At 57.3% G+C, this 24,949-nt stretch carries 21 protein-coding genes, 12 tRNA genes and 1 pseudogene; 6 read left to right on the top strand and 28 right to left on the bottom strand.

Translation table 11 applies throughout. The annotated features are described in order from the left end of the window. Positions 1-45: 45 nt before the first annotated feature. Positions 46-1,359, top strand: a complete 1,314-nt coding sequence (locus ACTG2U_RS16355) for a sodium-dependent transporter (RefSeq protein ID WP_439974765.1) — start codon at positions 46-48, stop codon at positions 1,357-1,359. A gap of 3 nt (positions 1,360-1,362) precedes the next feature. Here the strand turns inward: ACTG2U_RS16355 and ACTG2U_RS16350 are convergent, their stop codons facing one another. Next, complete coding sequence (locus ACTG2U_RS16350) at positions 1,363-2,082, bottom strand: substrate-binding periplasmic protein (RefSeq protein WP_439974764.1); 720 nt, start codon at positions 2,080-2,082, stop codon at positions 1,363-1,365. Between the two features lie 432 nt (positions 2,083-2,514). On the opposite strand from ACTG2U_RS16350, the gene ACTG2U_RS16345 reads away from it, so the two are divergent. Continuing rightward, entirely contained in the window at positions 2,515-3,828 is a 1,314-nt protein-coding gene (locus tag ACTG2U_RS16345; protein ID WP_362772657.1) for a sodium-dependent transporter, read from the top strand. 297 nt (positions 3,829-4,125) lie between these two features. Here ACTG2U_RS16345 and ACTG2U_RS16340 read toward each other — a convergent pair. The 25 genes from ACTG2U_RS16340 to ruvA form a co-directional block, all read right to left on the bottom strand. After that, positions 4,126-4,201, bottom strand: a tRNA-Val gene (locus tag ACTG2U_RS16340). A gap of 17 nt (positions 4,202-4,218) precedes the next feature. Beyond that, a tRNA-Lys gene (locus tag ACTG2U_RS16335) sits at positions 4,219-4,294 on the bottom strand. A gap of 25 nt (positions 4,295-4,319) precedes the next feature. After that, positions 4,320-4,395 (bottom strand) — tRNA-Val (locus tag ACTG2U_RS16330). 17 nt (positions 4,396-4,412) lie between these two features. Then, a tRNA-Lys gene (locus ACTG2U_RS16325) sits at positions 4,413-4,488 on the bottom strand. A 25-nt stretch (positions 4,489-4,513) separates the two neighbouring features. After that, positions 4,514-4,589: transfer RNA gene (locus ACTG2U_RS16320), tRNA-Val, on the bottom strand. Between the two features lie 16 nt (positions 4,590-4,605). Further along, a tRNA-Lys gene (locus ACTG2U_RS16315) sits at positions 4,606-4,681 on the bottom strand. A gap of 25 nt (positions 4,682-4,706) precedes the next feature. Further along, positions 4,707-4,782, bottom strand: a tRNA-Val gene (locus tag ACTG2U_RS16310). Positions 4,783-4,799: 17 nt separating this feature from the next. Then, a tRNA-Lys gene (locus ACTG2U_RS16305) sits at positions 4,800-4,875 on the bottom strand. A gap of 25 nt (positions 4,876-4,900) precedes the next feature. Then, positions 4,901-4,976, bottom strand: a tRNA-Val gene (locus ACTG2U_RS16300). A gap of 31 nt (positions 4,977-5,007) precedes the next feature. Continuing rightward, positions 5,008-5,083, bottom strand: a tRNA-Lys gene (locus ACTG2U_RS16295). Between the two features lie 24 nt (positions 5,084-5,107). After that, a tRNA-Val gene (locus tag ACTG2U_RS16290) sits at positions 5,108-5,183 on the bottom strand. Between the two features lie 31 nt (positions 5,184-5,214). After that, positions 5,215-5,290: transfer RNA gene (locus ACTG2U_RS16285), tRNA-Lys, on the bottom strand. Between the two features lie 174 nt (positions 5,291-5,464). Continuing rightward, complete coding sequence (gene ybgF / locus ACTG2U_RS16280; RefSeq protein WP_162517473.1) at positions 5,465-6,265, bottom strand: tol-pal system protein YbgF; 801 nt, start codon at positions 6,263-6,265, stop codon at positions 5,465-5,467. A 158-nt stretch (positions 6,266-6,423) separates the two neighbouring features. After that, positions 6,424-6,948, bottom strand: a complete 525-nt coding sequence (pal, locus tag ACTG2U_RS16275; protein WP_005304908.1) for a peptidoglycan-associated lipoprotein Pal — start codon at positions 6,946-6,948, stop codon at positions 6,424-6,426. Positions 6,949-6,997: 49 nt separating this feature from the next. Next, on the bottom strand, positions 6,998-8,323 hold the full coding sequence (tolB, locus tag ACTG2U_RS16270; protein ID WP_439974763.1) for a Tol-Pal system beta propeller repeat protein TolB: 1,326 nt from the start codon (positions 8,321-8,323) through the stop codon (positions 6,998-7,000). A gap of 95 nt (positions 8,324-8,418) precedes the next feature. Beyond that, positions 8,419-9,552, bottom strand: a complete 1,134-nt coding sequence (gene tolA, locus ACTG2U_RS16265; protein WP_013723471.1) for a cell envelope integrity protein TolA — start codon at positions 9,550-9,552, stop codon at positions 8,419-8,421. Positions 9,553-9,557: 5 nt separating this feature from the next. Further along, entirely contained in the window at positions 9,558-10,004 is a 447-nt protein-coding gene (tolR, locus tag ACTG2U_RS16260; RefSeq protein ID WP_005354757.1) for a protein TolR, read from the bottom strand. Then, positions 10,004-10,693, bottom strand: a complete 690-nt coding sequence (gene tolQ, locus ACTG2U_RS16255) for a protein TolQ (RefSeq protein ID WP_005335735.1) — start codon at positions 10,691-10,693, stop codon at positions 10,004-10,006. The genes tolR and tolQ overlap by 1 nt, the downstream gene beginning before the upstream one ends. After that, complete coding sequence (gene ybgC / locus ACTG2U_RS16250; RefSeq protein ID WP_005335737.1) at positions 10,683-11,090, bottom strand: tol-pal system-associated acyl-CoA thioesterase; 408 nt, start codon at positions 11,088-11,090, stop codon at positions 10,683-10,685. Before ybgC ends, tolQ begins: the two co-directional genes overlap by 11 nt. Positions 11,091-11,195: 105 nt before the next feature. Beyond that, complete coding sequence (locus ACTG2U_RS16245; protein WP_041202810.1) at positions 11,196-11,507, bottom strand: cyd operon YbgE family protein; 312 nt, start codon at positions 11,505-11,507, stop codon at positions 11,196-11,198. After that, complete coding sequence (gene cydX / locus ACTG2U_RS16240; RefSeq protein WP_005304933.1) at positions 11,494-11,610, bottom strand: cytochrome bd-I oxidase subunit CydX; 117 nt, start codon at positions 11,608-11,610, stop codon at positions 11,494-11,496. Before cydX ends, ACTG2U_RS16245 begins: the two co-directional genes overlap by 14 nt. Positions 11,611-11,624: 14 nt before the next feature. Beyond that, complete coding sequence (gene cydB, locus ACTG2U_RS16235) at positions 11,625-12,761, bottom strand: cytochrome d ubiquinol oxidase subunit II (protein ID WP_005362985.1); 1,137 nt, start codon at positions 12,759-12,761, stop codon at positions 11,625-11,627. An 11-nt stretch (positions 12,762-12,772) separates the two neighbouring features. Next, a complete protein-coding gene (locus ACTG2U_RS16230; RefSeq protein WP_064339410.1) occupies positions 12,773-14,329 on the bottom strand; it encodes a cytochrome ubiquinol oxidase subunit I in 1,557 nt (518 codons plus the stop codon). 934 nt (positions 14,330-15,263) lie between these two features. Next, entirely contained in the window at positions 15,264-16,274 is a 1,011-nt protein-coding gene (ruvB, locus tag ACTG2U_RS16225) for a Holliday junction branch migration DNA helicase RuvB (protein ID WP_005335744.1), read from the bottom strand. Between the two features lie 8 nt (positions 16,275-16,282). Beyond that, on the bottom strand, positions 16,283-16,897 hold the full coding sequence (gene ruvA / locus ACTG2U_RS16220; protein ID WP_439974762.1) for a Holliday junction branch migration protein RuvA: 615 nt from the start codon (positions 16,895-16,897) through the stop codon (positions 16,283-16,285). A 260-nt stretch (positions 16,898-17,157) separates the two neighbouring features. Between ruvA and ACTG2U_RS16215 the strand changes: the two genes are divergently transcribed. Beyond that, positions 17,158-19,167 (top strand): methyl-accepting chemotaxis protein, encoded by a 2,010-nt coding sequence (locus ACTG2U_RS16215; RefSeq protein ID WP_110303563.1) that lies wholly within the window; start codon positions 17,158-17,160, stop codon positions 19,165-19,167. An 81-nt stretch (positions 19,168-19,248) separates the two neighbouring features. Here ACTG2U_RS16215 and lysE read toward each other — a convergent pair. Both lysE and ACTG2U_RS16205 read right to left on the bottom strand, forming a co-directional pair. Beyond that, positions 19,249-19,859, bottom strand: a pseudogene (gene lysE / locus ACTG2U_RS16210) (L-lysine exporter). A gap of 205 nt (positions 19,860-20,064) precedes the next feature. Continuing rightward, positions 20,065-20,847: a LuxR family transcriptional regulator gene (locus ACTG2U_RS16205; protein ID WP_439974761.1), complete on the bottom strand. Its 783-nt coding sequence runs from the start codon at positions 20,845-20,847 to the stop codon at positions 20,065-20,067. Positions 20,848-20,909: 62 nt separating this feature from the next. Between ACTG2U_RS16205 and ACTG2U_RS16200 the strand changes: the two genes are divergently transcribed. The 3 genes from ACTG2U_RS16200 (at position 20,910) to ACTG2U_RS16190 (ending at position 24,797) form a co-directional block, all read left to right on the top strand. Next, positions 20,910-21,560 carry an acyl-homoserine-lactone synthase gene (locus tag ACTG2U_RS16200; RefSeq protein WP_042081537.1) on the top strand — a complete coding sequence of 217 codons (651 nt, stop codon included), beginning with the start codon at positions 20,910-20,912 and terminating at the stop codon, positions 21,558-21,560. 201 nt (positions 21,561-21,761) lie between these two features. Further along, complete coding sequence (locus ACTG2U_RS16195) at positions 21,762-22,661, top strand: LysR family transcriptional regulator ArgP (protein ID WP_201904405.1); 900 nt, start codon at positions 21,762-21,764, stop codon at positions 22,659-22,661. Between the two features lie 99 nt (positions 22,662-22,760). After that, a complete protein-coding gene (locus ACTG2U_RS16190) occupies positions 22,761-24,797 on the top strand; it encodes an exoribonuclease II (RefSeq protein ID WP_439974760.1) in 2,037 nt (678 codons plus the stop codon). The last annotated feature ends 152 nt before the right edge of the window (positions 24,798-24,949 follow it).

The following is a 24,949-nucleotide window of genomic DNA, read 5'->3' as shown; positions in this document are numbered from 1 at the left end:
GAGCGCCATTCTGCCCCTGTCCAGGGGCGCTCGATTGGAGTTCTTATGAAGCAGTCCCAATGGTCATCCCGGCTCGGCTACATCCTCGCCGCAGCGGGTTCCGCGGTCGGTATCGGCGCAATCTGGAAATTCCCCTATGTCACCGCCGTCAACGGCGGCGGCGCCTTCCTGCTGGTCTTTCTGCTGTTCAGCTTCACGCTGGGGGTTGCGGTACTGATGGGGGAAACCCTGCTCGGCAGCATGAGTCGCCGCGGGGTAGTCGGTGCCTTCTCTGATCTGCTCGGCAAACAGTGGCGCTGGGTTGGGGTAATGGGGGTGATCTCTACCCTGCTCATCTACTGCTTCTACAGCGTGGTGGGCGGTTGGACCCTGGGTTATACCGGCATGGCCATCTCAGGCCAGCTCAACCATGGAGATGCGGCGGCCCTCACCGCCCGTTTCAATGACTATGTCAGCGGCGACGTCTGGCCAATCCTCACCCACCTGCTGTTTGCCGCCCTCACCTGGATGGTGGTGCAAGGCGGCATTCAGAAAGGGGTGGAGCGCACCTTGCGCTGGATGATGCCGGCCCTGTTCCTGATGATCCTGATGCTGGTCGCCTTTGGCCTCACCCTGCCCAATGCGATGACGGGAGTACGTCACTTCCTGATGCCCGACTTCAGCAAGCTGGGGATGTCCGGCGTGCTCGATGCCATGGGGCTGGCCTTCTTCTCCCTCTCCATCGGTCTGGGCATTCACACCACCTACGGCGCCTATCTGCCGACCAGCGAAGGGGTTGGTCGCTCCAGCCTCTGGGTGGTGCTGCTGGCCAGCATGGTGGCGGTACTGGCGGGTTTGATGATTTTCCCGGTGCTGGCCTCGACCGGTATCGACCCGGCCTCCGGCCCCGGCCTCACCTTTATGACCATGCCGGCGGTATTTCAGCTGCTGCCCTTCGGTCAGGTGCTTGAGGTGATCTTCTTCGCCCTGCTGGTCTTTGCGGCACTCTCCTCGGCCATCTCTCTGCTGGAGCATTTGCAGTGCTTCCTGTGCGAGACCTGGGGCTGGTCACGCCGCACGGCCTGCAGCGCCATCACTGGATTCGTCATGGTTAGCGGTGTTCCAGTCAGCCTGTCGTTTGGCCCGCGGCAACACGCCACTCTGTTTGGCAAAACCATTTTCGAGCTGCTGGACTTTGTCACATCCAACCTGATGATGCCGCTGTTCGGCCTGATGTTGACGCTGCTGCTGGGCTGGAAGCTGGGACGCAAGGCGCTGCCGCAAGGGATTGCCAGCCACTGGCATCACTTGCTGATGAACTGCTGGCGCTGGATTGCCCCCTTGCTGATCGGCGGGATCTTGATTCGCGGTCTGGTGTGACGGTTACTCTTCGCGGGTGGGCTCATCGGCCCGCCCCTGGGCGGCTCTGACGGCCTCCAGGGCATGCTGCCAGCGGGTGATCTCGGCATCCTCCGTTCCCTTGGAGAAGACGATATAGAGACCGGCCTGATGGAGCAGCACTCCACTGCTGACGATACTGCGCCGGGATAACCCCATCTTGTCGAGGGTGGCCTCCATCACCAGCTCCGCCATCGGCAAAGCATCGATCTTGCCCAGCATCAGCCGCTCTATCGCCTCCCCGACTGTCTTGTAGCGCACCAGATTGGTGTAGCCCTCATGGGTCAGCCGCACATCATCGGCATTGCCCAGCACCACCCCCACTCTGGGCAGATCTCGCAACTGTGCCAGCGAGGTCAGCGGGTGGCGGCTATCCGGCGCCTGATAGATAAAGACCCGATTGATAAAGAGCGGGCCAACCCATTTGAAATGGGACTCCCGCTCCGGGAGCCGCTGTACCACGAACAGTCCATAGCCGGGCTCGACCCGTGCCAGCGCCAGCGCCCGCTTGAGCGGGTAAATCCGCACCGGATAACGGGTGCCAAGCTCCTCCTGCACCTCATCAATCAAACGAATGGCGAAGCCATCGAGCTTGCCGTCGTGGTATTCGGTAAAGGGGGGTAAGTCGTGACTCAGCAGGGTTAATCCGGGCTGCGCCGACACACTCAGGCTGATCAGTAACCAGGGCAACACCATCCATCTCATACGACATCCTGTCTCATCGTTGTTCCCGTCCGCGCCATGCCGCGGTCACTAGTTCCAGAAGAAGCTACGTCGATTATCGCCCAGTAAATAGCCACAAGGTAGAAAAGATACGGCCCGGCGAGGTTTTCCCCCACTGAGTTGTACGTATAGCCAGAGTGGTGACAGCGGCACACATAAAAAATTTTTGATTTTATGTGTCAATTATTCTTTCCATGGTTTAGGCTGTTTCCTCATTCATTAGTCAGGTTGTCACCTCATGTCTACCATCCTCGTGCTGTTTGGTCGATTTTTTAGCTCGCAAGAGAGGTGACCTTGCACGCACAGTTTTTCTGAATGTTCATTGCAAAGGTCGCCTCAGGCGGCCTTTTTTATGGTCTGTCGTTTATTGCTACAGAGGAGTATTGCTTCGATGTCGTGTTACCCGGAGGTTGTATGAGCCAGGTTCAGTGGTCTTCCCGTCTCGGTCATGTGCTGGCCGCAGCAGGCACAGCGATTGGCCTTGGTGCCATCTGGAAGTTTCCCTATGTGACCGCCACCAATGGCGGTGGCGCCTTTCTGCTGGTGTTTCTGCTGTTCAGCTTCACCCTGGGGGTAGCGGTACAGGTCGGCGAAACCCTGCTCGGCAGCCATAGCCAGCGCGGGGTGCTCGGCGCTTTTCGCAAACTGGTGGGGCCGAACTGGCGCTGGATGGGGTATATGGGGATCGCCTGCGGCTTCTTTATCTACAGCTTCTACAGCGTGGTCGGTGGCTGGACCGTGGGTTACGCCGCGCTGGCGATGGCTGGCAAGCTCAACCTGAGCGAGGGGAGCGCCCTCACCGCCCTGTTCAACGGCTATGTCAGCAACCCCTGGTGGCCGGTGCTGACCCATCTGATCTTCGCAGGCCTGACCTGGTGGTTCGTGCAGGGGGGTATTCAGAAAGGGGTGGAGCGGGCACTGCGCTGGATGATGCCCGCGCTCTTCATCATGATGTTGTTGCTGGTGGGGGTCGGTCTCTCCATGCCGGGCTCCATGGCGGGTGTGCGCCAGCTGCTGCTGCCGGACTTCTCCATGCTGACCGGCCAGAGCGTGCTGGACGCGCTGGGGCTGGCCTTTTTCTCCCTCTCCATCGGGCTCGGGGTACACACGACCTATGGCGCCTACCTGCCCAATAGCGAAGGGGTGCTGCGCTCCGGGGTCTGGGTGGTCACTCTGGCAAGCCTTATCTCGGTGCTGGCGGGCTTGATGATCTTCCCGGCGCTGGCCTCCACCGGCATCGATCCCACCGCGGGCCCAGGGCTCACCTTTATGACCATGCCTGCCGTGTTCAGCCATCTGCCGTTCGGTCAGGGGCTGGGGGTAGTCTTCTTCCTGTTGCTGCTGGTCGCCGCCCTCTCCTCCTCCATCTCCATGCTGGAGCATCTGGTGCGCTTCACCACCGAGGAGTGGGGCTGGTCGCGCCGTGGCGCCTGCCGGGTACTGACCCTGCTTATCATGGCATCCGGCATTCCGGTGAGCCTGTCGTTCGGCCCATGGAGCGATCTGACCCTGTTTGGCAAGACCATCTTCGAGCTGCTCGACTATCTCACCTCCAACCTTATGATGCCGCTGTTTGGTCTGGTACTGACCCTGCTGCTGGGCTGGCAATTGGGTGATGCCATATTGCCTGCGGGCCTGTCACCCGCCCTGCGTCTGGCGCTGCTCTGGTGCTGGCGCGTGGTGGCGCCGCTGCTGATCAGCGGGATCCTGATCCGCGGGATCATGTAGCACCTTGCGCATCTTTGCGGGCAGGCCTTGGCCTGCCCTTTTTATTGCTGGCGTTTACTTTATTACAGGCGTTCATATGAGCAGCATCACGATGGACAGGAGTGCAGTCGGGCAATCTCGGCAGAGCAGAGTAGAGAATGTGCGAAATGACAGAGTGGCACAATAAGAGGTGGTGCTTGGCTCGCCACACCGGCAACAGAAGAAGCTGGAGTACTGAATTTCAGGCAAAAAAAATCCCCATCTGAATGGGGACTTTCTCTGCAACCGCAGCTGATATCTCAGCTTCGCTTGCGAATATGGTGGTCGTTACTGGGATCGAACCAGTGACCCCCTCCTTGTAAGGGAGGTGCTCTCCCAGCTGAGCTAAACGACCTGGGATTCTTGAAATGATGGTGGGTCGTGCTGGATTCGAACCAGCGACCAATTGATTAAAAGTCAACTGCTCTACCGACTGAGCTAACGACCCATCTGAATCATTTTTTTCTACAAACTGGTGGTCGTTACTGGGATCGAACCAGTGACCCCCTCCTTGTAAGGGAGGTGCTCTCCCAGCTGAGCTAAACGACCTGGGATTCTTGAAATGATGGTGGGTCGTGCTGGATTCGAACCAGCGACCAATTGATTAAAAGTCAACTGCTCTACCGACTGAGCTAACGACCCATCTGAATCATTTTTTTCTACAAACTGGTGGTCGTTACTGGGATCGAACCAGTGACCCCCTCCTTGTAAGGGAGGTGCTCTCCCAGCTGAGCTAAACGACCTGGGATTCTGAAATGATGGTGGGTCGTGCTGGATTCGAACCAGCGACCAATTGATTAAAAGTCAACTGCTCTACCGACTGAGCTAACGACCCATCTAAATCATTTTTACTTACAAACTGGTGGTCGTTACTGGGATCGAACCAGTGACCCCCTCCTTGTAAGGGAGGTGCTCTCCCAGCTGAGCTAAACGACCTGGGATTCTTGAAATGATGGTGGGTCGTGCTGGATTCGAACCAGCGACCAATTGATTAAAAGTCAACTGCTCTACCGACTGAGCTAACGACCCATCTAAATCATTTTTACTTACAAACTGGTGGTCGTTACTGGGATCGAACCAGTGACCCCCTCCTTGTAAGGGAGGTGCTCTCCCAGCTGAGCTAAACGACCTGGGAATTCTGTCTCCACCGAGTGGAGAAAATGGTGGGTCGTGCTGGATTCGAACCAGCGACCAATTGATTAAAAGTCAACTGCTCTACCGACTGAGCTAACGACCCATCTAAATCATTTTTTCTACAAACTGGTGGTCGTTACTGGGATCGAACCAGTGACCCCCTCCTTGTAAGGGAGGTGCTCTCCCAGCTGAGCTAAACGACCTGGGAATTCTGTCTCCACCGAGTGGAGAAAATGGTGGGTCGTGCTGGATTCGAACCAGCGACCAATTGATTAAAAGTCAACTGCTCTACCGACTGAGCTAACGACCCTCACCACGACCAGTTCCGACTGCATTACTGCTTCGGCTCTGACGGCGGCCTATATTACGGATTTAAATTTCCGGTGCAACAGAAAATTCGTAATTTAAATCCGTTTGCTCACTGTGCGTACAAATGCAGGCTGTTTTTACAGTAGCGTTACGAAAACAGTGACATACAGCAATGTTACAGCTTGGCCTGGCTCTGCTCGGCAAGCTTGGCTGACGTTGTGCCAGGATAGCCCTTGATCACCTGCTCATAGAAGGATTTGGCTTCCGCCTTCTTGCCATCCAGCTGCGCCAGCATACCCAGCTTCAGCAGCGCATCGGCTCGCTTGGGGGATTTGCTGTATTTGTTGGCCACGGTCGAAAACTGGGCCGAGGCACCGGCTCTGTCACCCTTGTTGAACAGCAACTGGCCAAGCCAGTAGTGTGCATTGGGAACATAGCCCGAATTGGGGTACTGCTTGATGAAGCCCTGGAAAGCCGGAATGGCTTTGTCATAGTTCTTCTCTTTGAGCACCATGTTGACCGCTGCGTCGTAAGCCTGGTTCTCATCCTGATTGGTTGAGTAATTGGCGGCAGCAGCCGGTGTGGCAGCAGCAGGGGCCGGGGCGGCTGGAGCAGCTTGCTGGCTGCTGGCAACCTTGTCGAGCTCCTGGTAGAGCTGACGCTGGCGCTCTTGCGACTGTTCCATCTGGTAGGTCTGCTGCTCCAGCTGACCGCGCAGTTCGGAGACCTCCCCTTGCAGGGAGTCGACCTGTTGCTGCAATTCAGCTTGCAGTCGCAGACGGGCATTGAGGGTGCGCTCCAGCAGGGCAACCCGATCTTCCAGGCTACCGGTGGGCACGATGGCGCCGTTGTTGCCGCTAAGGACAACCCCACCACTTGAGTCACCGCCCAGATCGCTGACCGGTGCCGCAGCTTGCGCATTCAGAGCAACCATTACGGCCAGCGCAACGACAGCTTGCTTGTACACAGATTTCATTCGGATCAAACCTTAGCGTTTAGTACAGATAAAACGGCCAGCGCCATCGTCGCTCGCATATGCAGATTTCATTCGGATCAAACCTTGGCGTTTAGTGCAAATAAAACGGCCATCGAAATGGCCGCTTGCATATAAACGAACTTCGTTCGGTTTAAACCTTAGTAAACCAGAACCGCGCGGCGGTTTTTGGCAAAGGCATCCTCGGTGTGGGACATGTCCAGCGGCTTCTCTTCGCCATAGCTGACGATGGAGAGCTGCTCGGCCTGCACACCCAGGGTTTGCAGATACTTGGCAACAGCCTTGGCACGACGCTCGCCTAGGGCGATGTTGTACTCCGGAGTACCGCGCTCATCGGCGTGACCTTCGATCAGGACTTTCACGCTCGGGCGCTCGCGCAGGTAGCTGGCGTGTGCATCCAGCAGATCAGCGTACTGACCCTGGATATCGTAACCGTCGAACGGGAAGTAGATCACGTTGTCACGCTGCAGTGCTTCGAACTTCTGACGCATCTGCTCTTCCGGGGACAACATGCCGTTGGCGCCGCCGGTTTGTACACCGCCCATGCCGTCGGTCATACCTGATTCAGCGCCAGCGGCGTCAGAATCAGAAGAAGAACTACAAGCGGCCAGGGTGAACAGTGGCAGTGCGATGGCCAAACCCTTGAGCAGTTTATTGAGTTGCATGCTATTTCCTTAAACCTTTATAACAAAACAAAAAACAATTGGATTTTTATCAATTCAAGAAGGGCGACCAAGCTGGTGCACGAATTTCACCGCTACTGGTCGGAAGCACAGCCTTGAAGCGACCATCAGTCGACACCAACGCGAGACTCTTACGACCCTGATAGATGGTGGCATAAATGATCATGCTGCCATTGGGAGCCACACTTGGCGACTCATCCAGAGCACTCTGGGTAAGGACCAACAGGGCATTGTTTTCCATGTCCTGACGGGCAATACGATACTGTCCCTGAACACGGGTCACCATCACCATGATTTTGCCATCAGGAGTGATGGATGCACCCTGGTTGGATTCACCTTCCCAAGTCATCCGGCGAGTCATACCAGTCGCCAAATTTACGCTATAAATCTGGGGTTTGCCACCACGTTCAGAGGTGAACAACAAATTTTGCCCGTCCGGCATCCAGGAGGGTTCGGTGTCGATCACACGGCTGCTTGTGACACGGGTCAGCTGCTTGCTAGCGACATCAACAACATAGAGGTTCGGTGAACCGTCTTTGGAGAGAACGATAGCCAGACGACGACCATCCGGAGACCACTCCGGCGCCCCGTTGATACCGCGGAAACTGGTGATCAGGCTGCGCTGCTGAGTGTAAATATCCTGCACGTAGATTTCGGACTTCTGGTTCTCGAAGCTCACGTAAGCCAGCTTGCTGCCATCCGGCGACCAAGCCGGAGACATCAACGGCTCGCGGGAGCGCAGCAGGGTCTTCTCGTTGTAACCGTCGTAGTCAGAAATACGCAGCTGGTACGGGAACTGGGTACCCTGCTGGACGGAGACGTAAGCCAGACGGGTCAGGAAGGCACCGCGCTCGCCAGTCAGACGCTCATAGACGATGTCGGAGATACGGTGGGCAAACTGGCGCATCTGGGCACCCGGGATGGTCGCCATGCGGCTATCCAGGATGTAACCGTTGCTCTCGCCACCTTGCGCCTTGGCCAGCTGGCCTTTCAGCACATCGACCAGCTCGAAGTTGACCTTGTAGGTGCCGTCACCGACTGCCGAAATGGAACCCACCACCACGGCTTCAACCCCTTGGGAGGCCCAGGGAGCGAAGTTGATCTCGCTGCTGCTGCTCGGGGTTTGCGGCATCTGGCCACGGGCCAGCGGCTTGAACTTGCCGCTGCGCATCAGGTCGTTGGAGACCACTTCCGCGATGTCCTGCGGCAACTGTCCGTTGCCTTCCCACTTGAAGGGAGCAACGGCGATGGGGCGTGCGCTATCAATACCGCCGGTGATGACGATGTCCAGGGCCGCCTGGGCACTCTGGCCCAGCAACAAACAGCCAACCAAAGCAAAAAATACTTTTCTGATCATGGCTTAAATACTCGGTTCCAATATAGATGAGAGGTTAAATTCCTTTCTCGGCGAGAGGTTGCCAACCGGAGGCAAGCAACCTCGTTTTATCACGCTTAGATACTCGGTTCTAACTTCAGGTTAAATTCCTTCAACATCTCGAATGCCGCAGGATCCTTGGGCACAGGCAGTTGATTGGCTTTCAGAACAGCCGCCTTACCGGAACGACAGACCGCCGGGTCACCCTGGCCGTTATCTACCGATATGACAAAGCCACTGCTCGCAAGACGTACGCCGATAGTACATGTTTTGCCCCGCATGGTGGGATCCAAAATCATATACCGCTCAACAGTGGCCTTGATGAGCGCCGCATATTTGTCGACTTCGCCCTGGGCTGCTGCCGATGCTGCCTGACTGCGAGCATTGGCCTCAGCCGACAGCTGCTGCTGCATCATCTCTTCCATCTCTTTTTGCAGCTTGGCCTGCTCGGCGGCTTTACGCTTGCGCTCAGCCGCGATCTTGGCCTGCTTTTCGGCCTCTGCCTTGGCTTTCTTCTCTGCGTCAGCTTTTGCCTTTTTCTCAGCCTCTTCCTTGGCCTTCTTCTCGGCCTCGGCTTTGGCTTTTTTCTCTGCTTCTGCCTTGGCTTTCTTCTCGGCTTCGGCTTTGGCCTTCTTGTCAGCTTCCGCTTTCTTGGCCTTGGCTTCTGCCGCCTTTGCCTTCTCTTCGGCCTCTTTCTTCTCTTGTTCCTTTTTCTTCTTCAGCGCCAACGCCTTGCTCTCGGCTTCCGCCGCTTTACGCTCGGCTTCGGCCTTCTTGGCCTTCTGTTCTTCCAGCTTGCGGGCTTCCTCGGCTTTTTGGGCCTTCTCTTCCGCCTGCTTCTGCTCGGCAACCTTCTTCTGCTTCTCGGCCTCGGCCTTGCGAGTCGCCTCTTCGGCCTGCTTGCGCTTGGTCTCGGCGATGCGAAGCTGCTCCTGTTTCTGAGCCAGCTCGCGCTTGGCGAGATCCGTGTCTTCCTTATCCTTCTCTTTCTCTACCTTTTGAGGCTTGGGCTGAGATTTCTGCTGCTGGATCTGCTTGGCCTGTTCGTTGAGGAAGTTCTCATCGAGCATGACGGCATTGACGATCTGCCCCTTCGATTCGGGTCGTTTCGGTTTGCTGAAATCGAGCCCGACAAACAGGATGATGCCGATGATCAGGTGCAGCAGAAACGACGCGATGAGATAACCGGAAATACCACGCTTCACATCCATCTCCGTTAGTTCACCGGATCTGTCATCAGGCCAACCTGAGGCACACCCGCTTTCTTGAGGGCCACCATCAACAAGATCACCTCTTCGTAGCGCACGGCCTTGTCACCCGCGACCACCACGGGGGCATTCTGGTTGATCGCCAGATAGCCCATGGCTTTTTCGGTGATGTATTGCTGCATCGCCTCTGGCGTGCCGCTTGGCACCGGCTCGTCATCGGCTTCGCCAGCCTTGATGACATACTCGCCTTCGGTATTGACGCTGACGATGAAGGGCGGCTTGGCATCTTCCGGCAACTGCTCGGACTCAGCCTGTGGCAGATCCACCTTGACCCCTTGCGTGATCACCGGCGTGACCGCCATAAAGATGATAAGCAGCACCAGCATGACGTCGATATAGGGAACCACGTTGATCTCGGCCACCTTCTTGCGCCGGATCCGCTGATAGGTTTGCATTACTGATCACCCTGCTGCTGTGCAATTTGACGGTTCAGAATGGTGGTGAACTCGTCCATGAAGTTGGCGTAGGCGTTCTCCAGCCGCTCGACCTTGTTGGAGAAGCGGTTGTAGAAGATAACCGCCGGGATAGCGGCAAACAGACCCATGGCGGTAGCGATCAGCGCTTCCGCGATACCCGGCGCCACCATTTGCAGGGTGGCCTGCTGAACCTGACCCAGGGCGATAAAGGCGTTCATGATCCCCCATACGGTACCGAACAGACCGATATAGGGGCTGATGGAGCCGATGGTCGCCAGCACCGGCAGATTGGATTCCAGATCATCCACCGCGCGGGAGAGGGAGACGCGCATGGCGCGGTAGGTACCATCCATCACCGCATCCTGACCACGGGCACCGGCCTTGAGCAAGCGGGCATACTCCTTGAAACCGGAGTAGAAGATATCTTCCATGCCTTCGATATCATCGCGGCGGGAAGAGGACTCCTGATAGAGGCGATTGAGATCGACCCCTGACCAGAAGCGATCTTCAAACTGTTCCGATGCAAGATTGGCCGCCTTGATCGCCTTTGAACGCTGGATAATCAGCGCCCAGGAGACAATAGACATGCTCATCAGGGTCATCATGACCAGTTTTACCAACAGGCTGGCTTGCCAAAACAGGCCAATAAACGAAATTTCAGCGTGCACTTAACAGCACTCCCTTGATTTTTTCAGGTATAGCTACAGGTTTCATTTGCGGATGACTGACACAGGCTATCTGTACCATGGCCTGGGTGATCAGTCGTCCATCAGCCGCCAGGATCTGCTGCGAAAAGCGCAGGGATGCGCGTTTCACTTCAATCACTTGCGTTAATACATTCAATAGTTCATTAAAACGGGCCGCCGAGCGGAAATCGATCTCAGTTCGGCTCACCACGAAGGCATATCCCTCCTGCAGCCAGACGTCCTGTTCGACCCCTTTGGCACGAAGAAACTCGGTGCGAGCACGTTCCATAAACTTGAGATAATTGGCGTTGTAGACGATGCCCCCGGCGTCGGTGTCTTCGTAGTAGACACGCACCGGAAACTCAAAGACTTCCCCCATAACAATCTGTGATCCATTCGACAGTCAGATGGGGGGCTATCATAGCGCAGGGCTGAATAGGAAAGAAGCAGGGGGAGACAGGGAAATCCTGCCTCCCCCCGTTTTTTATGAAAGGAAATATGAATGTGTCAGCCAGAGGCCATACAACAAACTGGGCCAGGCGAGCCAGGGGTTGAATAGCACACGTCCGGGCAGACTTTTCAGATGAAAGCCAAGTCCGTTAAGTACGCCACAACAGACGGCCCACATCAGCCAGGGAGCAAGCCAGAGACCATGCTCGCTGGTGTTGGCCGCGATCAGATTGGGGGCCTGTAAAATAGCGACGGCCAACAAGGCCGCCGCGAGTAACATCAACCCCTGCCACGGCTGCCGCTCCAGTGGAGCGGCGAGCCTGGCGAGTCGATCACTTGTTTTCATCGATCTGACGATCCATGTTCTCGGTGTGTTCCAGCCACAACGCATTGATGATGCCAAATGCACAGGCCAGCAACAGCCCCAGGATCCAGGTGAAATACCACATTGTCAGCGCACCTCTTAATAGAGAGATTGTTGGTTATCTTCGATGTGCTTGTTGGTTACCCGGCCAAACATCTTGATGTAAGTCCAGATGGTGTAACCCAGCACAATCGGTACGAAGATAGCTGCAGCCACAGTCATCACCTGCAAGGTGTTGAAAGAGGCGGTAGCATCCCACATGGTCAGGCTCAGTGACGGCTCAAGGCTTGAGGGCATCACGAACGGGAACATGGAGAAACCGGCAGTGAGGATGACCCCGGCAATCGCCAGCGAGGAGCTGGTAAACGCCAGCCAGCCGATGTTCATGCGGGCAAACAGCGCAGTCAGCAGGCTCATGGCCAGGCCCAGTACAGGGGCAGCCACCATCCACGGATAGAGGGTGTAGTTGTTCATCCAGGCACCAGCCTGCAGGACAACTTCCTTGTTCATCGGGTTGGATACCGCGTCAGTCGCGGCAGCCTTGACGATGACATAGCCTTCCATACCGCTTACCCACCAACCCGCGGCAGCAAACAGCACCAGGGTCACCAGTGAGCAGATCATGGCGGCAGTGCGGGAACGCGCCAGCACTTCACCGTCGGTCTTCATCATCAACCAGGTTGCGCCCTGGGTGAGCAGCATGAACAGGCTCACCAGACCAGCCAGAATGCCGAACGGGTTAAGCAGGCCGAAGAAGTTGCCGTGATAGGTCAACATCATGAACTGGTTAAACTCGAACGGAACGCCTTGCAGCAGGTTACCAAAGGCCACACCAAAGACGATGGGCGGTACGGCGCTACCGGCGAACAAGGCCCAGTCCCAGTTGCTGCGCCATTTGGCATCAGCACGCAGGGAGCGGTACTTGAAACCGACCGGACGCAGGAACAGCGCCATCAGCGTCAGGATCATCGCGATGTAGAAGCCGGAGAAGGTCGCGGCATACACCATCGGCCAGGCGGCGAACAAGGCACCACCGGCAGTGACCAGCCAAACCTGGTTACCTTCCCAGTGCGGTCCCATGGTGTTGAGCATCACGCGGCGCTCGACATCTTTCTTGCCAACGAACGGGAGCAGTGCGCCTACCCCCATGTCGAAGCCGTCAGTGATGGCAAAACCGATCAGCAGTACGCCGACCAGAGCCCACCAGATGACACGCAGAGTTTCGTAATCAAACATGGTCGCTCTCCTTATGCCTTGAGCTGTTCAAAGTGATACTTGCCAGTCTTCAGGCTGCTGGGGCCAAGACGGGCATACTTGAACATCAGGTACATCTCGATAACCAGAAGTACGGTATAGAACAGGCAGATACCGATCAGAGAGAACCAGATCTCGGCTGCAGGCAGGTTGGATGCAGAGAGGGAAGTCGGCAACACCTCTGCAATGGTCCACGGTTGGCGACCATATTCAGCCACAAACCAGCCAGCTTCAATAGCGATCCACGGTAGCGGGATACCCCACAGCAGACCCTTGAGCAGCCACTTGCGCTTGCCGATCTGGTGACGGGCACTGTCATAGAAGGCCATACCAATCAGCACCAGCATCAGCATGCCGACGGCAACCATGATACGGAAGGCGAAGAACAGCGGCAGAACCTGCGGGATGGAGTCATCCACGGCGGCCTTGATCTGCTCGTCGGTAGCATCGGTCACGTTGCTGGTGTAGCGCTTGAGCAGCAGACCGTAGCCCAGATCCTGTTTCACTTCGTCGAAGCGAGCGCGGGTCTCGTCAGACTTGTCACCGGATTGCAGCTTGGTCAGCAGGTCGTAAGCGGTCATACCGTTACGAACGCGCAGTTCGTGCTCGCTTTTCAGATCCTTCAGACCGGTTACCTGACCGTCCAGAGAACGGGTCGCGATAATGCCCAGCGCATAGGGGATCTTGATGGCGTAGTCGGTGCGCATCTCTTCCTGATTCGGAATACCGAACAGGGTAAAGGCAGCCGGAGCAGGTTCAGTCTCCCACTCAGCTTCGATAGCGGCCAGTTTCACCTTCTGCACTTCACCTGTCTCGTAACCGGATTCATCACCGAGGATCAGAACGGACACGATGGAAGCCATACCGAACGCAGCGGCAATGGCGAAGGAGCGACGGGCAAACGCCACATCACGATTCTTCAGCAGGTAGTAGGAGGAGATACCCAGCACAAACATGGCGCCACAGGTATAGCCAGCCGCCACAGTGTGGACGAACTTGACCTGAGCAACCGGGTTGAGCACCACGTCAGCGAAGCTCATCATCTCCATTCGCATGGATTCGAAGTTGAACTCGGCACCGACCGGGTTTTGCATCCAGCCGTTGGCGACCAGGATCCAGAGGGCGGAGAGGTTGGTACCCAGCGCCATCAACCAGGTGGCAGCCAGATGCTGATGCTTGCTCAGACGATCCCAACCAAAGAAGAACATACCGACGAAGGTGGACTCCAGGAAGAAGGCCATCAGCCCTTCGATAGCCAGCGGGGCCCCGAAGATATCGCCGACATAATGGGAGTAGTAAGCCCAGTTCGTCCCGAACTGGAACTCCATGGCCAGACCTGTGGTGACCCCCAAGGCAAAGTTGATACCAAACAACTTACCCCAGAATTTGGTCATGTCCCGGTAGATGGTGTTGTTGGTCATCACATAGACGGATTCCATGATCGCCAGGAGAAAGGCCATTCCCAGCGTCAGGGGTACAAACAAAAAGTGATAAAGGGCCGTCGCAGCGAACTGGAACCGCGATAGGTCTACCACATGCTCAGCAATCATGATGTTTCCTCACCGATTATTGGCACGGCTATTTTAAGTTTTAAGCACAAAGCTTCCGTTGGAGGTTAGCGAATGAGCCTCATTGGGACGTGTCACAACAAAACGCGTTCAGTAACCACTGGCATTAACAACAAGGCAATACGAGAACACAAATAAAGCTAATGTTTAACAATTCCAAAACAATCAGCCTAAATTTATTCTCGCCCATGATGACCGGGTTTTTATATCACCTTTATTTGATTGAAATCAATGTAAAAGGACCCGCCATACATGGCTTTGAAAGGCATTTTTAATCTATTTCACGATTATTGACGCGAGCCAGATCACAAAACACGATAAAGCGTAAAACATTGATTTAAATCAATTTAAGAATTTAACATCCCGCTGCTCGGTTTAATTTGAAAAGCGTGAATGACGCGCCTTTTTCCATGTTATCCGAGTCAGGCAATCTGATTCGAAAACTCAATTTAAAATTGCAAAGAATGCATACTCATGCGAACCAATTTCATCAACAAAGACATTAGATAAACTAATTTGAAGAGTGCAATTTTTCTTGTTTGCCGGGGTCGATTCGAACTCCTACAATGCGCCTCGCAGTGAGGGCATACCCTTGGATACAGGCCGGTTAATCCGGGTTCACGGTACGTATTCGACCATCAATTTGAACCTGTCTATTGGAATCGAAGATGAAAAAGTTTGTTGCTAAAACCATCCGTTACTACAAGCTTTCCTTTGTTCAGCTCTATCAACTGAACCGACTCTGAGAGCTCGCGACGGCTCACCTGTTTATTTTCCGGTCTGTGTCCAGACGCACTCACTGTCTGTGAACATCCATCCTGAATTGTCTTTGCCCACCGCATCCGCCGTGGGCTTTTTTTTGCCCGGATAATAAAAAACCGCCTTTGACGGCGGTTTCATGTTCAAACAACTGTTTTTACTTCTCATCAGGTCGCTGAAGACCGAAATGAGCGTAGGCTCGTGTGGTCGCAATCCGTCCTCTGGGTGTACGTTGCAGATAACCTTGCTGGATCAGATAAGGCTCCAGCACATCTTCGATAGTATCTTTCTCTTCCCCGATCGCGGCGGCCAGATTATCGAGACCCACCGGGCCCCCCATAAACTTGTCTATCACAGCCAACAATAACTTGCGGTCCATGAAGTCAAAACCTTCGTTATCGACATCCAGCATGTCCATGGCGCGGGCAGCAATGGGGCCGTCGATCCGGCCATCGGATTTCACCTGGGCAAAGTCGCGCACCCGCCTTAACAAACGGTTAGCAATCCGCGGCGTGCCGCGAGAGCGACGGGCGACCTCAATGGCTCCATCTTCCGTCATGTCTAGCCCCAGACAACGGGCACTGCGGGAGACGATATCGGTCAGGTCCTTGACGTTGTAGAACTCCAGCCGCTGGACGATACCGAAGCGATCCCGCAGCGGGCTGGTGAGTGAACCTGCCCGGGTGGTGGCGCCAATCAGGGTGAAGGGAGGCAGATCCAGCTTGATGGAGCGAGCCGCTGGCCCCTCCCCGATCATGATGTCGAGCTGATAATCCTCCATCGCCGGATAGAGCACCTCCTCCACCACCGGGCTGAGGCGATGGATTTCATCGATGAACAGTACATCGTTCGGTTCGAGGTTGGTGAGCAGCGCCGCCAGATCCCCCGCTTTCTCCAGCACCGGGCCGGAGGTGGTCTTGATATTGACCCCCATCTCGTTGGCGACGATGTTGGCGAGGGTAGTCTTGCCCAGACCCGGCGGGCCAAAGATCAGCAGGTGATCGAGCGCTTCCCCCCGCTGACGGGCCGCTTCGATAAAGATCTCCATCTGTTCGCAGACGGTATCCTGACCGGTGTAGTCAGCCAGCTTCTTGGGGCGGATAGCCCGGTCAATAATGTCATCCTCACGGGCGGCACTGGCCGAGATGAGGCGGTCTGCTTCAATCATCAACTACCTCACACCAGGCTACGCAGGGATTCACGGATGATCTCTTCCACCGACATCCCATCTTTGGCGATCTTGCTGACAATCTGGCTCGCCTGCTGCGGCTTGTAACCGAGGGCCACCAGCGCACTGGCCGCCTCTTCGGTCACATCCGGTGCCCGCAATTCGGGCTCACTGGCAGGCAAGGTGACCATGGCGGGGGAGAAGAGGTCGTGACTGACCCACCCCTTGAGGCGATCCTTCATCTCGACCACCAGCCGCTCGGCGGTCTTCTTGCCGACTCCCGGCAGTTTGACCAGGGAGCTTATCTCTTCACGTTCGACACTCAGCACAAACTGGGTAGCTGTCATGCCGGAGAGAATAGCCAGCGCCAGCTTGGGGCCGACTCCGTTGGTCTTGATCAGCTCGCGGAACAGCGCCCGCTCCTGTTTGTGGTTAAAACCATAGAGCAGCTGGGCATCTTCCCGCACCACGAAGTGAGTATGGATGGTCGCTTCCTTGCCGATCTCCGGCAAATCATAGAAGCAGCTCATCGGCATCTGTACCTCATAGCCAACCCCGCCCACTTCCAGCAGGACCTCGGGGGGCTGCTTTTCAATGACAATGCCTCTCAAGCGACCAATCACGGCTCTCTCCTCACCAATACAACTATGCGTAAATTGGCTCATAGCATAAAGAATAACTGGATAAGTATCCAGCATAGGGCAGCAACACCCGCGTAGTCAGAGAGGCTTTTTATCCCATTTTCCACCATGCTTGATCGGGTGCAGCCAGTGCACGGGATGTTTCAGCGCCGCACCGGCCCCCGAGCGGGGGATAAACCACTACACTAAACCCGTTCGGAACCGAAACTGGTGCCAATGTCGATACCAAGGAAGGCCATCACATGAAAATTGTTACCACCTCCAACCTGGGTCTTGCCATATTGCTCGGCTGTACGCTGGGCATGGGGGTCGTTGGCTGGTATGGCAGCCAGCGGCTAGCCAATCTGCTCTCCTACGTATTGGGCGCCGCCTGGCAGACCGCCGACGGTGCCATGGAGGGCTCCATAGAGCTGGGCAACCAACAGCTACAGATTCAGAAGATGCAAAACGGAACCCCGCTCAATCGCGCCGAACTCGATGCTGCCAAGGCGGCGACCGATGATGCGCTGGCCCGGGTCAGCCAGGGGCAGCTCATTGATGGTGCGGCCCTTGCCACCATGGAACAGCACAAGCAGGACTATCAACAGCAACAAGAGAAGCTGCTGGCGCTCTATCACGCCTATACCGAGGTGGATCAGGCACTGCATCACAACGCCGATCTGATGGCCCGCCTCTCGACCCAGCTGGAGGTGATTGGCGACGGCGCGGTCGAGGCGCTGACCCAATCCCCCGACCAGACCATCAGCTGGAACAGCGGCCTCTCCACCCGTTGGGAAGCGGCCGACGGGGGGATGGAGTCAAACATCGGCTTTTTACGCCAACTCTATGCGCTGGAGAAGATGCGCAGACAAGGAGTCACAGAGGCGATCAAGGTCGAGTTAAAAGAGGCGACCGATTTCTACCACGAAGCGATCGACAGCATGCTCGGCACCGGGCTGTTCGATATCGAGGGAACCGGCGAATTTGCCGGCAAGACACTGTCGGCAGAGTATCGCTCCCTGTTGGCCCGGCATCAGCAACTGATGGGACAGTGGGTCGATGCGCTCGGCAGCTATCAGGCCCAACAGGCCATCTATGAAGCCAGTGCCGATGAGCTGCGACAACAGCTGGTTGCCATCGAGGAGAGCGGCGATGCCACCGTCGAGGATCAGGTGGCCCAGCTCAACGGCATCATCAGCCAGACCCGAACCCTGCTGCTGGGTGGCCTGTTGCTGAGCCTGATCATGGTCACCCTCTGCGGCTTCTGGCTGACCCGCAAGCTGGTGACCCCGCTGCTGCAAGTGGACAAACGAATGCAGGATATCGCCGCCGGCGAGGGAGACCTCAACGCCCGCATCAACCTGCAACGGGATGACGAGATAGGCTCGCTGGCAAACAGCGTGGATCGTTTCATCGAGAAACTGCAGAAGATGATCAGCTCCACCATGGACAACAACCAGCACATCAGCGAACACGTTCACACCTCGGTCAACCGGGTGGAGGCAATCAGCCAGAGCAGCCGCCAGACCGCCGAACATGCGCTGGCCCTGCACCACGACAGTGAGCAGATGGTGCAAGTCGCCACCGGTATCTCGGACAACTGCAGCATGGCGGCCCACAATGCCAACGAGGTGCGCCAGCTGACCACCGAGAGCAGCCAGTATGTCGCCTCCGCCAGCGCGGGCATGCAACGGGTGGTACAAGAGGTGAGCGAGTGTGCCATCGCCATCAACTCCCTCAAGGAGCAGGCAGGTCAGATTGGCCAGATTATTTCCACCATCAGCGGCATCTCGGAACAGACCAACCTGCTGGCCCTCAATGCGGCCATCGAAGCGGCCCGCGCGGGGGAGATGGGGCGTGGCTTTGCGGTGGTTGCGGACGAGGTGCGCACCCTGGCCAATCGCACCGCAACATCGAGCGCCGAAATTAGCCAGGTGATCAGCAGCATCCAGCAGCAGACCGAGACCGCCTATCTGATGATGCAGCGCAACCTCAAGACGGTGGAGTCAGGCATGCAGGACTCCGAGAACACCAAACAAATCCTGTTCAAGGTGGAAGGCGCCATCGACCAGCTGGCCGACATGGTGCAACAGGTGGCCGTGGCTACAGGACAGCTGTCACACACCCTGAGCCACTCCTCTGACAAGGTCTCCGGTATCAGTCTGCAAGCCAGAACCGGCGAACAGGAGGCGCAGGAGTGCCTGCAGCTCGCCTCCTCGCTCCATCAAGCCAGCCTGCTGCAACAGCGCCTGCTCTCCCAGTTCAGGGTCTGACCCCTTTCAATAGCAAAGATGCCACTCATGTGAGTGGCATCTTTTTGTTACCGGTCGCTCATTCCTGCCGCCTTAACTTCCTCAACGTCCTATGGCCAGTTGAACAGCCAGGCTCAGCATGATGATGCCAACCAGCAGATCGATCCCCTGCTGCACCCGGCCGCGGGCCAACCAGGGCGCCAGTGCCGCAGCCCCCAGCGCCAGCGAGTAGAACCACACCAGCGAGGCCAGCATGGCCCCCGCAGCAAAGGCCGGACGCAGGGACTCGCTCACCTGACTGCCAAGGGAGCCGAGCAGCATCAGGGTATCGAGATAGACGTGGGGATTGAGCAGCGTAACTCCCAGCGTCATCGCCAGCACGCTTTTGGCACCCATCTGCTGAGCAGAATCGGCAAGTCCCTCCCCTTTACCGCGCCAGGCACTGAGCAGGGAACGGCCACCAAACCAGCCGAGAAACAGCACGCCACCCCAGGTGAGTAGCGCCATGCCGAGGGGGCTGGCGGCCAGCACATTGGCCCCGCCAAATACGCCGATAGCTATCAGGGTGAGATCGCAGCCACTGCAGAGCGTGGCACTCAGCAGATGGTGATTGCGATGGATGCCCCGGCTCAGCACAAAGGCATTCTGGGCACCGATGGGGATATCATGGCAAGGCCGATGGTGAAGCCTTGCAACGTCGTAGCGAGCAGCATGAGAGTACCGTCCAAAGTGATGAATGAACGGCACTATAGCGAGGGGGAAGCATCCAGAGAAATGCGTTGATTTACTGATTGATTCATTTTGCTAATGATAGCCGCCACAGCCATCCGCTGTTCAATCCCTTGTCAATTACCGGATCTGACAATTGTGACCCTCGGAGTGCAGCAGGAGAATCGGTTGTGTCTGTCGGGCTCCGGCCTACTGCAGCACGCTGGGGAAGTTGGTGACCACAACCTGCTCCAGATTGGGCAGCAACAGCCCGGTGCCAACGCCCTTGGCAATGGCCTGATAGCGGTTCATGGAGCCGGTTTTGCGGGTGACCTGATTGAGATGGTAATTGACCGTGCGCTCCGTGATCCCGAGGATGCAGGCGATCTCGCTAGAGGTCTTCCCTTCGCTGGCCCAGAACAGGCACTCGGTCTCGCGCTCGGTCAAGGGGTCTTTACCCGCACTGTCCATCATGCTGAAACGCACCACCCGAATGGCCGCCTCGAAGATGTAATTGGACATCCAGGAGAGGATCGGCGAGGACTCCAGCAGCAGGTCGCTCGAGGCCCGCTCGGAGGTGATGAAGGAGAGAATACCGTTCTCCCCGGCAGCACCGTGCAGAGGGAAGGAGATGCCGTTACGCAACCCGAACTCGGCTGCCAACCCCATCACGTCCATGGTTCCCTCCTGCAGAAAACTGGCCCGCTCATCGAGGCGGTTCCAGTAAATGGGAAGCGTCTGCTTGCGTGCCAGCCGGATCACCGGATCGCACGCCAGCATGTTGTTTTCGGTATAGGCCTGCACCCAGGAATCGGGGCACTGGTTGAACAGCACCACCTTGGGCCTTTGCATCGACATCGGCAGGATCAGGGCGAAGCGATAGTAGTCATAGCCCATCCCGAGCGTAAAGCGACCGATCAGTTCGGCCAGACGATTGCCGTCCGTCACCGAAGTGAAATGTTCGAGGTACTCAAGCAGTTGGTCTCTGTTCATATGAAAGCCCCCTTGGCCAGACATGTGATTATAACGGCGAATAGCAAGATAGAGGGTCCATAATGTTGGTTTTTAAAGGAAAATTGAGAGAACATCCACGAAACGAGGTGGAGAATGAACTCTATCGCTTTCGAAATCGCGTCTTTTCCGACCGGCTAGGCTGGGATGTCGAGTCTCATCGGGGCCTGGAGCGTGACAGCTTCGACACGCCAGACACCCATTGGGTTCTGATCGAGGACGAACAAGGGCTGTGTGGCTGTATTCGTCTGCTCAACTGTGCCGATGCCTATATGCTGCCCACCATCTTCCCCACCGCCCTTGCCGGTGAAAGCGCGCCACGCACTCCAGATGTCTGGGAACTCACCCGTCTGGCTATCGATGCCCAGCGCGCACCGCGCATGAGCAATGGCGTCAGCGAACTCACTTGCGTCATCTTCCGCGAGGTCTATGCCTTCGCCCATGCCCACGGGATCCGGGAGCTGGTCGCCGTCGTCAGCCTGCCGGTGGAGCGCATCTTCCGCCGACTTGGCCTGCCCATCGAGCGGCTCGGTCATCGGCAGGCGGTCGATCTGGGGGCGGTAAGGGGCGTAGGCATCCGCTTCCATCTGGATGAGCGCTTCGCGCAGGCAGTCTCCCAACCTCTGCTGGGCCATTATCAAACCAGCCATTATCCACTGCAGCAACCGTCACCGGTGTTGGCAGTTCACTCATAAAAAATCCCGGGAAAACAGACCCGGGATAAAGATGTCGCTACGATCTGCGCAGGGCTACCCCATGCGGCACCAGAGAGTATCCTCCCTCAATGGCCTGACCACTACTGTCAAAAATCACAGCGCAACGCCCCTTCCACCGCCCATTGTTGTCCCCTGCCGAGTGACGTAGAGTCAGTCCTTGGGCAACGGAAGGGGGAGAAGATGAAAGAGCTGGACTACAAACTGCTGCGGGCGCTGGATGCGGTACTGCAGGAGCAGAACTTCGATCGGGCGGCCAAGTCGCTCCATATCACCCAGTCGGCCATCTCCCAGCGGATCAAGCAGCTGGAGCAACAGTTTGCCGAGCCGCTACTCATTCGCAGCCAGCCGCTGCAGGCCACGCCACTCGGCCAGAAACTGCTGGCCCACTATCGGCAGGTACACCAGCTCGAGCTCGAACTGGCGGGGGAGCTGACTCCCGATGAGCCGCAGGGGCCAATCCGGATCAGTATCGCAGTGAACGCCGACAGCCTGGCCACCTGGTTTTTGCCCGCCATTGCCCCCTTGTTGAAACAGCACCCCATCGAACTCAACCTGCTGGTCGATGACGAGAGCCGCACCCTCGACAAGGTCCGCGAGGGTCAGGCCTTTGGTGCAGTCAGCCTGCATCCCCAGCCGCTGGCGGGTTGCTGCGTTGATGAGCTCGGTGAGATGAACTATCTGCTTACCGCCAGCCCCGCCTTCGTAGCCTGCCACTTCCCTCACGGTCTCACCCGGGAGGCGCTGGCCAAGGCACCGGCGGTGGCGTTCGATCAGCGCGATGACATGCATGTGAGCTTTATGAGAGAACACTTCGGGCTGGAGCCGGGCGGTTATCCCTGCCATACGGTCCACTCGTCAGAGGCCTTCGTCGCCATGGCAGAACAGGGGCTGGCCTATTGTCTCATCCCCGAATTGCAGATAAGAGGCCAGCTGGCTGGCGGGTCACTACTCAACCTCAGTCCCGACCACGTCCTGACGGAACGCCTCTACTGGCACCGCTGGGTACTGGAAAAAGGGGTTCATAAGCAGCTCTCACAGCGCCTTATCGACCATGCCAGATCGCAGTTGAAACCACGCTGAGCAGGCCATTCACCTTGGCTTTGCAGGGCTAAAAACGTATAGTGCTGGGCGATCCTTCATCAGGTCTCCACCCAGGTTTTCACTTCAGGTTCCTCACTTATGTTCCAAGACAATCCGCTGCTGGCCCAGCTCAAGCAACAAATCCGCGAAAACATCCCGAAGAAAGAGGGTGTGATCCGCGCCTCGGACCGGGGCTTCGGCTTTCTGGAAGTCGATGAGAAGACCAGCTATTTCGTGCCGCCTCCCTACATGAAGAAGGTGATGCACGGTGACCGGGTGACCGCCCTGATCCGCACCGAAAAAGAGAAGGAAGTGGCCGAGCCGGATACCCTGCTGGAGCAGTCCGTCACCCGCTTCGTGGCCCGGGTCAAGATGTTCCGCGACCGCCTCAACGTGGTCGCCGACCACCCGCTGATCAAGGATGCCATCAAGGCCCGCGTCAAGAAGGGCCTGGATGAGAAAGAGTTCAAGGAAGGTGACTGGGTGGTGGCGACCCTCAAGCGCCATGCGCTGGTCGACGGCAACTTCTCTGCCGAGATCATCCAGAAGATCGCCGCCCAGGAAGATCACAATGTGCCCTGGTGGGTGGTGCTGGCGCGCCACAATCTGGCCCAGGTCGAGCCGGCTGACTTGCCGGAGTGGAAGGTGATCGAAGAGGAAGAGCTGCCCCGTCGCGATCTGACCGCAGTCCCCTTCTTCACCATCGACGGTGCCAAGACCAAGGATATGGACGATGCGCTGGCCATCACCAAGCTGGAGAACGGCTGGGAGCTGCTGGTTGCCATCGCTGACCCGACCGCCTATGTGGCCGAAGGGAGCGAGCTGGACAAAGAGGCCGCCCAGCGCGCCTTTACCGTCTACATGCCGGGCCGCAACGTGCCGATGATCCCGCGCACCCTCTCCGACGAGCTCTGCTCCCTGAAAGAGGGTGAGGAGCGCAACACACTGTGCGCCCGTCTGCTGATCGCCGAAGATGGTCTGCTGCTGGAGGAGACCGAGTTCTTCGCCGCCCGCATCTGCTCCCACGCCCGTCTCAACTATGACGACGTCTCCGACTGGGCCGAGCATGGCAAAGAGCTGGCTATCGACGCTGGCGTGCTGGCCCAGCTGCCGCTGATGAAGGCGATGACCGAAGCGCGCATAGCATGGCGTACCAAGCACGCGCTGGTGTTCCCGGATCGCCCGGACTACGACTTCGAGCTGGGCGAGAATGGCGAAGTGCTGGCCATCCACGTCGAGCCGCGCCGCATCGCCAACCGCATGGTGGAAGAGTCGATGATCGCCGCCAACATCTGCGCCGGTCGCGTACTGGGCAAGAGCGTCGGTTACGGCATCTTCAACGTGCATACCGGCTTTGACGAAGAGTCCCTCGACGGCGCCATCGATCTGCTGAAAAGCGCCGAGGCCCCGTTCGAGCGCGACGAGATCGCCAGCCTGACCGGCTTCTGCGCCCTGCGCCGCTGGATAGACAACCTCGACACCCGCTGGCTGGATGGCAAGATCCGCCGCTTCCAGAGCTATGCGCTGATGTCCTCCGAACCGGGCGCCCACTACGGCCTGGGTCTGGATGCCTACGCCACCTGGACCTCCCCGATCCGTAAATACGGCGACATGGTCAACCATCGTCTGCTCAAAGCGGTCATCGCTGGCAAGACCCCGGGTGAGCGCCCGAGTCAGGAGCTCACCGAGCACCTGACCGCCTGCCGCCGCCTGCACCGCATGGTGGAGCGCGACATCGGCGACTGGCTCTATGTTCGCTACCTGAAAGCCGCGGCTGGCACCGATCAGGTATTCAACGCCGAGATCATCGACGTGATGCGTGCCGGTCTCAAGCTGCGTCTGCAGGAGAACGGCGCCGTGGTCTTCATGCCTGCTCGCCATATTCTCGACAACAAGGATCGACTGGAGTGCAACTGGGACAACGGCCGCGTCTATCTGGACAAGACCGAGGTGGTCTACGAGCTCGGCCAGATCATCGAGGTCAAGCTGACCGAAGCGGTGGAAGAGACCCGCTCTCTCATCGCCAAACCGGCTGTGGATCTGGTACCGGGTCCGGCACCGGAAGCCCCGGCGACCGAGAGTGCGCCAGCCGATAGCAGTGAAACACCCGCTGAGGCTGCCCCCAAGGCAGAATAAGCCGCGCAGAATCATCTGATCTGCCCGAGAGCCCGCCATCGTGCGGGCTCTTTTTTACCCGGCATCCCGCCCTACAAGCTGCCATATATACCGTTATGGCACACAGTTCTAGCCACGATTGACAGAGAACGCAGTGAATGTCTCCACCAGAA

The sequence above is a fragment of the Aeromonas sp. 95A genome, assembly GCF_051919235.1.
Taxonomy (GTDB): Bacteria; Pseudomonadota; Gammaproteobacteria; order Enterobacterales; family Aeromonadaceae; genus Aeromonas; species Aeromonas veronii.
Note: the sequence above shows the minus strand (reverse complement) of the source record. Positions and strands in the feature narration are given on the sequence as shown.

What these genes read in the sequence shown, in the direction of transcription:
- tolR (WP_005354757.1), bottom strand. Translation starts at nt 10,004, where the DNA reads ATGCAAACCTATCAGCGGATCCGGCGCAAGAAGGTGGCCGAGATCAAC.
- ACTG2U_RS16205 (WP_439974761.1), bottom strand. Translation starts at nt 20,847, where the DNA reads ATGAACAGAGACCAACTGCTTGAGTACCTCGAACATTTCACTTCGGTG.
- cydX (WP_005304933.1), bottom strand. Translation starts at nt 11,610, where the DNA reads ATGTGGTATTTCACCTGGATCCTGGGGCTGTTGCTGGCCTGTGCATTT.
- pal (WP_005304908.1), bottom strand. Translation starts at nt 6,948, where the DNA reads ATGCAACTCAATAAACTGCTCAAGGGTTTGGCCATCGCACTGCCACTG.
- ACTG2U_RS16190 (WP_439974760.1), top strand. Translation starts at nt 22,761, where the DNA reads ATGTTCCAAGACAATCCGCTGCTGGCCCAGCTCAAGCAACAAATCCGC.
- ACTG2U_RS16215 (WP_110303563.1), top strand. Translation starts at nt 17,158, where the DNA reads ATGAAAATTGTTACCACCTCCAACCTGGGTCTTGCCATATTGCTCGGC.
- cydB (WP_005362985.1), bottom strand. Translation starts at nt 12,761, where the DNA reads ATGTTTGATTACGAAACTCTGCGTGTCATCTGGTGGGCTCTGGTCGGC.
- ACTG2U_RS16245 (WP_041202810.1), bottom strand. Translation starts at nt 11,507, where the DNA reads ATGAAAACAAGTGATCGACTCGCCAGGCTCGCCGCTCCACTGGAGCGG.
- ACTG2U_RS16355 (WP_439974765.1), top strand. Translation starts at nt 46, where the DNA reads ATGAAGCAGTCCCAATGGTCATCCCGGCTCGGCTACATCCTCGCCGCA.
- ACTG2U_RS16195 (WP_201904405.1), top strand. Translation starts at nt 21,762, where the DNA reads ATGAAAGAGCTGGACTACAAACTGCTGCGGGCGCTGGATGCGGTACTG.
- tolB (WP_439974763.1), bottom strand. Translation starts at nt 8,323, where the DNA reads ATGATCAGAAAAGTATTTTTTGCTTTGGTTGGCTGTTTGTTGCTGGGC.
- ACTG2U_RS16350 (WP_439974764.1), bottom strand. Translation starts at nt 2,082, where the DNA reads ATGAGATGGATGGTGTTGCCCTGGTTACTGATCAGCCTGAGTGTGTCG.
- ACTG2U_RS16230 (WP_064339410.1), bottom strand. Translation starts at nt 14,329, where the DNA reads ATGATTGCTGAGCATGTGGTAGACCTATCGCGGTTCCAGTTCGCTGCG.
- ACTG2U_RS16345 (WP_362772657.1), top strand. Translation starts at nt 2,515, where the DNA reads ATGAGCCAGGTTCAGTGGTCTTCCCGTCTCGGTCATGTGCTGGCCGCA.
- tolA (WP_013723471.1), bottom strand. Translation starts at nt 9,552, where the DNA reads ATGGATGTGAAGCGTGGTATTTCCGGTTATCTCATCGCGTCGTTTCTG.
- ruvB (WP_005335744.1), bottom strand. Translation starts at nt 16,274, where the DNA reads ATGATTGAAGCAGACCGCCTCATCTCGGCCAGTGCCGCCCGTGAGGAT.
- ybgF (WP_162517473.1), bottom strand. Translation starts at nt 6,265, where the DNA reads ATGAAATCTGTGTACAAGCAAGCTGTCGTTGCGCTGGCCGTAATGGTT.
- ACTG2U_RS16200 (WP_042081537.1), top strand. Translation starts at nt 20,910, where the DNA reads ATGTTGGTTTTTAAAGGAAAATTGAGAGAACATCCACGAAACGAGGTG.
- ybgC (WP_005335737.1), bottom strand. Translation starts at nt 11,090, where the DNA reads ATGGGGGAAGTCTTTGAGTTTCCGGTGCGTGTCTACTACGAAGACACC.